Origin of the sequence: Achromobacter sp., from assembly GCF_036567245.1 — a bacterium.
GTDB lineage: Bacteria > Pseudomonadota > Gammaproteobacteria > Burkholderiales > Burkholderiaceae_B > Achromobacter.
This window is the reverse complement of sequence record NZ_DATCUY010000672.1, coordinates 1-6910: the sequence shown is the minus strand read 5'-3', so window position 1 is coordinate 6910 and position 6910 is coordinate 1. Positions and strand designations below refer to the sequence as shown.

Here is a 6910-nt window from a genome sequence, read left to right as displayed (position 1 = left end):
AATATAGGTAACATTTTTATTTTTGCGCCGACGGGCGAATTTACTCCATGTAGGCGAAGTCAAATACCGTGTGACCACCCTGATGATGCCAATGGTGCATTGAAGCATGGCGTTTTCTCAGGAAGCTCGCGTAGTGGATTTCGCCGTCGGTTTCCACGTAGGTTGAAGGCGTAAGCTCTTCGATCCGGTTCAGCGACACGCCCTTGCCGTAGTGGCAGAAGCCTTGGTACTGAGCGCAGCGGATCACGTCTCCGCTAGGCGACACAACGATCCCGGCGTTGCGGGCGCGCATCGGGTTGCGCACGATGGGGTTGCAGGCGTGCGGCGTCCACTCGGTCGAGCGCGGCGAATCCGAGAAAAACGCGAAAAGCTCGTCACAGTGGCTTTGGCCGTCGGTCCGGTCGATATTGGTTAATAACCACCAATATTCTCCATGCTTGAAAATAATGGTGTCGACAGCGGATATATTGGTCATCAGATTTACATCAAGCTCCCATTTAAGCGGAAAATCAGTGCATTTCCATAGTTCTATACTACGGTTTCCGCAGGTTTCCGGCACCATGTAGGTGACGCCTTCATGCTCGAATATATATGGGAACGACAGATGGTAAGGCAGGTTCAAGGCTGTGCCCAGCAGGCGGAAAGCCCCGTCGGAGTAGGTCGCGACCGAGATCGTGCCCTTGCGGGAGGTAAAATCGTAATCCTCGAAAAATATATATGGCTTTTTGTCCTGGGTATATACAAAGGGATCTGCGAAGAACCTGCCTTTGGGTGGTTGCAATACCATGGCCTCGGACACCACCGCCTGCTGCCGGGCAGACGGAAACATACCGATCCGCCAGCGCACATTGCGCTTCATGACGCGCCGCACAATCAAATCCGACATTAACCATGCCTGGCGCGCAATATATGCGGCGCTATCCCACTCCACCGGATCCTCGCGCCGCATGCCGCTCATGATCTGCATGGCCGGCGGCGCAACGCCTTGCTTGACGCGGGCCAGCGCCTGCAACGCGTCATACACCATGAAATTTCCCAGGCTGAACGCGCGCGCCTGATTCTTCAGCCAGAACACTTCGGTGTTGAAACTGCGCTGGTCCAGCAGTTCGTCCTGATCCTCCCGCGGCCCCACGCGCCAGAGTTTCACCGTGGTGTGGTCTTCACGCTGGTAGACCTCCCAGAAGCCGGCATAGCGGCTGGTCGCCACCGCAATATCGGAATAACTCAGCTGCCATACGCCCAGGCGCGCCCAGCCCGCGATTTGCTCGCGAGTGGCCGGCGATGCACCCAGGGTGATGACCAGATCCAGGCCCAGCGCCTCGACCTGGCGCCGCGCCTCCACTGCGGGCAAGCCAGGCGCCAGCGACAGGACCGCGGCCGCATCGGACGGCATGCTTGCACGCATGTCGCGGCATGCCAGCGCCTGCCGCTGCTTGGCCGGCAACAGCCGCGCTTCCAGGCGCGACAAGGCGCCAAACAAGGCGCGCGTAGCCAGGCGGGGCGTCTTCTCCGCGCCTTCCATGTTCACCACCAGCAAAGCAGCGACTTCAAAATCCTGGCTATGCGTGAGCCAATCCACCATCTCATGCATCCAGCCGGGTTGCTCGTACCCGTCGACCAGCAGTCCCACTCTGTAGGTTTTCATTTCTCCTGCTCCTGTGCCAGGGCGTCTCGGCGTTCCGTCCGTTACGGCGAACGGGCTAGCCGTTGTGTATTCAGGGGCGCGACAGATTCTTCTCTTCGCGCTGATACTGCGGGGTTTTGCGCGTCCCTTCCAGACCACATTCATCCTAGGCCGGCAGTCCGAGGACGAATGGCTCAGGATCATGCGCAAACACTAGGAAATTGCTACTCCCTCCGCATGAGATTCGTCATCCCTCTGGCGGAGCCAGGCGAAAAACCGGCCTGTCCAGAATGTGCGACGCGCGTGCCGCTAGTGGTAAACCCTATTGGGGATAGCCGAGGCTCGCGTCTCAGCCATCTCTCACGCATAATTGTTTTTAAACGAACGTTTGAATTCAACCTTATGCAAGAAATAAGAACATCCCTCACCCGCGAATCCATCCTGGACACTGCCGAGGCCTTGTTTGCCCAGCAGGGACACGATGGCACCTCGATGCGCCAGATCACCACGGCCGCCGGCGTCAACCTGGCGTCGGTGAATTACCATTTCGGCTCCAAGGAGTCACTCGTGCAGGCGGTGCTCAAACGGCGCCTGGAAGTGCTGAATCGCGAGCGCTTGCGACTATTGGATGAGCTGGAGGCGCAAGCCGAAGGCAGGCCCCTGAAGCCGTCGCAGATCGTGGATGCGTTTTTCGGCACGCTGCTGCGCCTGGCGGCCGATCCCGCCCAGGCCGGCAGCACCTTCCTGCCCCTGCTGGAACGCACCATGACCGACCCGTCGGATTTCATCCGCGCGCTGTTCGCGGAGGAATACGCGGACGTGCTGGAGCGCTACCGCAACGCGTTGTTCGCGGCCCTGCCCGACGTGCCCCGCGCGGAAATCGTATGGCGCTTCCAGTTCATGCTCGGCGCCACGTCGTACGCCATCATCGGCACCGACCTGCTGCGCTCGGTCACCGGCTGGACCATAGACGACGCCGAACAGCCCGATAACCCCAACCTGCTGCTGCCGCGCCTGATGAGCTTCCTGCTCGGCGGCCTGCGCGCGCCCCTGCCGCAGATGCCCTGAGCGCCACGCGCCCGCAGACGGAACAGAACCTCCACGGAGACAAGAAAATGAACGCAGTCATCCTCGCCCTGGTCATCGCCGCGCTGCTGGCCGCGGTCGTGCTCGGCGTGCGTCCCATCCGCCGCGCCTTGCTGTCCGCCCCGATCTTCAATCTGTACCGCAAGGTGCTGCCGCAGATGTCGGACACCGAACGCGATGCGCTGGAAGCGGGCACGGTATGGTGGGAAGGCGAACTGTTCCGTGGCCGGCCCGACTGGAGCCGCCTGCTGGCCTACCCCCGCCCGCGCCTGAACGATGACGAGCAGCGCTTTCTCGACGTCCAGGCCGAAGAGGCCTGCCGCATGGTCAACGACTGGCACGTCACGCAGGAAAGCCACGACCTGCCGGCCGAGGTCTGGAGCTACCTGAAGATCCAGGGCTTCCTGGGCATGATCATTCCCAAGGAATACGGCGGCCTGGGGTTCTCGGCCTATGCCCATTCCGAAATCGTGACCAAGCTGTCCACGCGCTCGTCCGCCCTGGCGGTGTCGGTCATGGTGCCCAATTCGCTAGGCCCCGCCGAACTGCTGCTGCATTACGGCACCGACGAACAGAAGAACCACTACCTGCCGCGCCTGGCGCGCGGCGAAGAAGTGCCCGCTTTCGCGCTGACCAGCCCCTGGGCCGGTTCCGACGCCGCCGCCATCCCCGACAGCGGCATCGTCTGCAAGGGCCAATGGCAGGGCCGCGAAGTACTGGGCATGAAGGTAACCTGGGACAAGCGCTACATCACGCTGGCGCCCGTATGCACCCTGCTGGGCCTGGCGTTCCGCCTGTACGATCCTGACGGCCTGTTGGGCGGCGCGAAAGACCTGGGCATCACCTGCGCGCTGGTGCCTCACGACCATCCGGGCGTGGACACCGGCCGCCGCCACTTTCCGCTGAACGCCATGTTCATGAACGGCCCCACGCGCGGCACGGACGTGTTCATGCCGCTGGACTTCATCATCGGCGGCCCGGCCATGGCGGGCCAGGGCTGGCGCATGCTGATGGAATGCCTGGCGGCGGGGCGCTCGATCTCGCTGCCCTCTTCCAACACCGGCATGTCCAAGCTGACGACGCGGGCGGTGGGCGGCTATGCGCGCGTGCGCAGCCAGTTCCGCACGCCCGTCGGCAAGTTCGAAGGCGTGGAGGAAGCGCTGGCGCGCATCGGCGGCAACACCTACATGATGGACGCCGCGCGCAGCATGACGGCGGGCGCGGTGGACCTGGGCGAAAAGCCCTCGGTCGTGTCCGCCATCGTCAAGTACCACGTGACCGAGCGCGCGCGCCAGGTCGTCAACGACGGCATGGACGTCATCGGCGGCAAGGGCATCTGCCTGGGCCCGTCCAACTTCCTCGGCCGCGCCTATCAGCAGATTCCCATCGGCATCACCGTCGAAGGCGCCAATATCCTGACGCGCAGCCTGATCATCTTCGGCCAGGGCGCGATCCGCTGCCACCCCTACGTACTGGCTGAAATGCAGGCTGCACAGTCGCCCGACCGCAAGCGCGGCCTGGACGATTTCGACCGCGCCTTCTGGGGCCACGTGGGCTTCGTCGCGAAGAACAAGCTGCGCGCCCTGGGCACGGCGCTCACCGGCGCGCGTTTCGTCGGCGTCAACGCCGACGTCGCGCCCGAGATGAAGCGCTACTACCAGCTGCTCAGCCGCTACAGCGCCGCCTTCGCGCTGCTGGCCGACACCTCGATGCTGGTGCTGGGCGGCAGCCTGAAGCGCCGCGAGCGCCTGTCGGCGCGCCTGGGCGACGTGCTGTCGCAGATGTATCTGATCAGCGCCACGCTCAAGCGCTTCGAGGACGAAGGCCGCCAGGCGGCCGATGCGCCGCTGGCGCACTGGTCGATCCAGGACGCCCTGTACAAGCTGCAGGAAGCCATCGAAGGCGTGCTCGACAACTACCCCAACCGTTTTGTGGCCTGGAGCCTGCGCCGCCTGGTCTTCCCCTGGGGCCGCACGCAAGCGCTGCCGTCCGACCAACTGGGGCAGGACGTGGCGCGGCTGCTGATCAACCCGAGCGCAACGCGCGACCGCCTGACCGCGGGCTGCCACCTGCCCGCGACCGAAGCCGAACCCGTCGGCGCCATCGAACTGGCGCTGGCCGCGACGCTCGACGCCGAACCCATCGAAGCCAAGATCCGCGAGCTTGAAAAGCGCGGCGCGCTTGACGGCAATCCGCAGGCCAATGTGCGCGACATCGCCGACGCCGCCTTCGCCATCGGCGGCATCACCCCGGAAGAATTTGCAGTGGTGAAACGCCGCAACCGCTTGCGCGATGCGGTAGTGAAAGTGGATGATTTCCCCTTTGACTTGCACGCTGCGGACCAGGGCAGCCCCGCAGCCGAACGCAGGGTCGCCTGAAGGAGGAATCGGATGGCATTCAAACCGGTTTACGTCGTCGACGGCGTCCGCACGCCCTTCCTGAAGGCGCGCACCGGCCCGGGCCCCTTCGCCGCCGGCGATCTCGCCGTGCAGGCGGGACGCGCCCTGCTGCTGCGCCAGCCCCATGCGCCCACGGACCTGGACGAGGTCATCGTCGGCTGCGCCGCTCCTTCGCCCGACGAAGTGAACATCGGCCGCGTGATCGCGCTGCGCCTGGGCTGCGGCAACAAGGTGCCGGGCTGGACCGTCATGCGCAATTGCGCATCCGGCATGCAGGCGCTGGATTCCGCCATCGCCAACATCCAGTCCGGCCGTTCGGAACTGGTGCTGGCCGGCGGCACCGACGCCCTGTCGCGCGCGCCGGTGCTGTATTCGGACGAGATGGTGCGCTGGCTGGCGAGCTGGTATGCCGCCCGCGGCATGGGCGCCAAGCTCGCGGCGCTGGGCCGTTTCCGGCTGCGCAACCTCGTGCCCGTCATCGGCCTGCTCAAGGGCCTGACGGACCCGGTGGTCGGCCTGTCCATGGGACAGACCGCCGAAAACATCGCGACCCGCTTCGGCATCGACCGCGCGGCAATGGACGCCTACGCGGCCCAAAGCCATGCGCGCGCGCTGGCGGCCCGCGCGGCTGGCGCCCTGGGCGAGATCTCGCCGCTGATCGACACGCAAGGCAAGCTGTATCCCGACGACGACGGCGTGCGCGACGACTCCACGCCCCAGAAGCTCGCCAAGCTCAAACCCGTCTTCGATAAGCCCTGGGGCAACATCACCGCGGGCAACAGCTCGCAAGTGACCGACGGCGCCGCCATGCTGACGCTGGCTTCCGAAGAAGCGGTGCGCAAATGGAATCTGCGGCCGCTGGGCCGCATCGTCGACAGCCAGTGGGCCGGCCTGGATCCCGCGCAGATGGGCCTGGGCCCGGTGCATGCGGCCACGCCCATCATGCAACGCCACGGCCTGGGCCTCAATGACCTGGACTTGTGGGAAATCAACGAGGCCTTCGCCGCCCAGGTGTTAGGCTGCCTGGCGGCCTGGCGCGACGATGCCTATTGCCAGGAGCATTTCGGCACGCCGGCCTGGGGTGACCTCGATCCGTCCCGGCTCAACGTCGATGGCGGCGCAATCGCCATCGGACATCCCGTGGGCGCTTCCGGCGCCCGCATCGTGCTGCACCTGCTCGCGGCCCTGAAGCGCCGCGGCGCCAGGCGCGGCATGGCGGCCATCTGCATCGGCGGCGGCCAAGGCGGCGCGATGCTGGTCGAAACCCTGGACGAGGACCGCCCATGACGACACTGGATACGCTATCCCATTGGCGCCTGGAGCGCGATGCCGACGGCTTGGCGTGGCTGACCTTCGACCGCGCCGGCAGCGCGGTCAACGCCTTGTCCGCCGACACCATGAGCGAACTGGCAGTGGTGCTGGATGCGCTGGACGCAGCCCCGCCCGCGGGCCTGGTCATCCGGTCCGGCAAGGCCACGGGCTTCGTCGTGGGCGCCGACGTCAACGAATTCGCCAGCCTGGACACGCCCGAGCAGGCGCGCGCGCTGGTCGCGCGCGGCTGGAATCTCTTCAACCGCCTGGCCGCGGTGCGCTATCCCACGCTGGCGCTGATCCAGGGCCACTGCCTGGGCGGTGGCCTGGAGCTGGCGCTGGCCTGCCGCTACCGGCTGGTGGCGGACCAGCCCGGCACCTCGCTCGCGCTGCCCGAAGTGATGCTGGGCATCTTCCCCGGCTGGGGCGGCATGCTGCGCCTGCCGCGGCTGATCGGGGCGCCCGCCGCGCTGGACATGATGCTGACCGG

5 protein-coding genes are annotated in these 6910 nt (G+C 65.4%); 4 read left to right on the top strand and 1 reads right to left on the bottom strand.

Translation table 11 applies throughout. The features are described from left to right. Positions 1–40: 40 nt before the first annotated feature. A complete protein-coding gene (locus tag VIR09_RS28695) occupies positions 41–1645 on the bottom strand; it encodes a glucosamine inositolphosphorylceramide transferase family protein (RefSeq protein ID WP_332015958.1) in 1605 nt (534 codons plus the stop codon). A 381-nt stretch (positions 1646–2026) separates the two neighbouring features. Between VIR09_RS28695 and VIR09_RS28690 the strand changes: the two genes are divergently transcribed. The 4 genes from VIR09_RS28690 to VIR09_RS28675 form a co-directional block, all read left to right on the top strand. Further along, entirely contained in the window at positions 2027–2692 is a 666-nt protein-coding gene (locus VIR09_RS28690; RefSeq protein ID WP_332015957.1) for a TetR/AcrR family transcriptional regulator, read from the top strand. A 47-nt stretch (positions 2693–2739) separates the two neighbouring features. Next, positions 2740–5088: an acyl-CoA dehydrogenase gene (locus VIR09_RS28685; protein ID WP_332015956.1), complete on the top strand. Its 2349-nt coding sequence runs from the start codon at positions 2740–2742 to the stop codon at positions 5086–5088. A gap of 12 nt (positions 5089–5100) precedes the next feature. Then, positions 5101–6396: an acetyl-CoA C-acetyltransferase gene (locus tag VIR09_RS28680; RefSeq protein WP_332015955.1), complete on the top strand. Its 1296-nt coding sequence runs from the start codon at positions 5101–5103 to the stop codon at positions 6394–6396. Beyond that, on the top strand, positions 6393–6910 hold a 518-nt coding region (locus VIR09_RS28675; protein WP_332015954.1), incomplete at its 3' end, for an enoyl-CoA hydratase-related protein. The genes VIR09_RS28680 and VIR09_RS28675, both read left to right, overlap by 4 nt.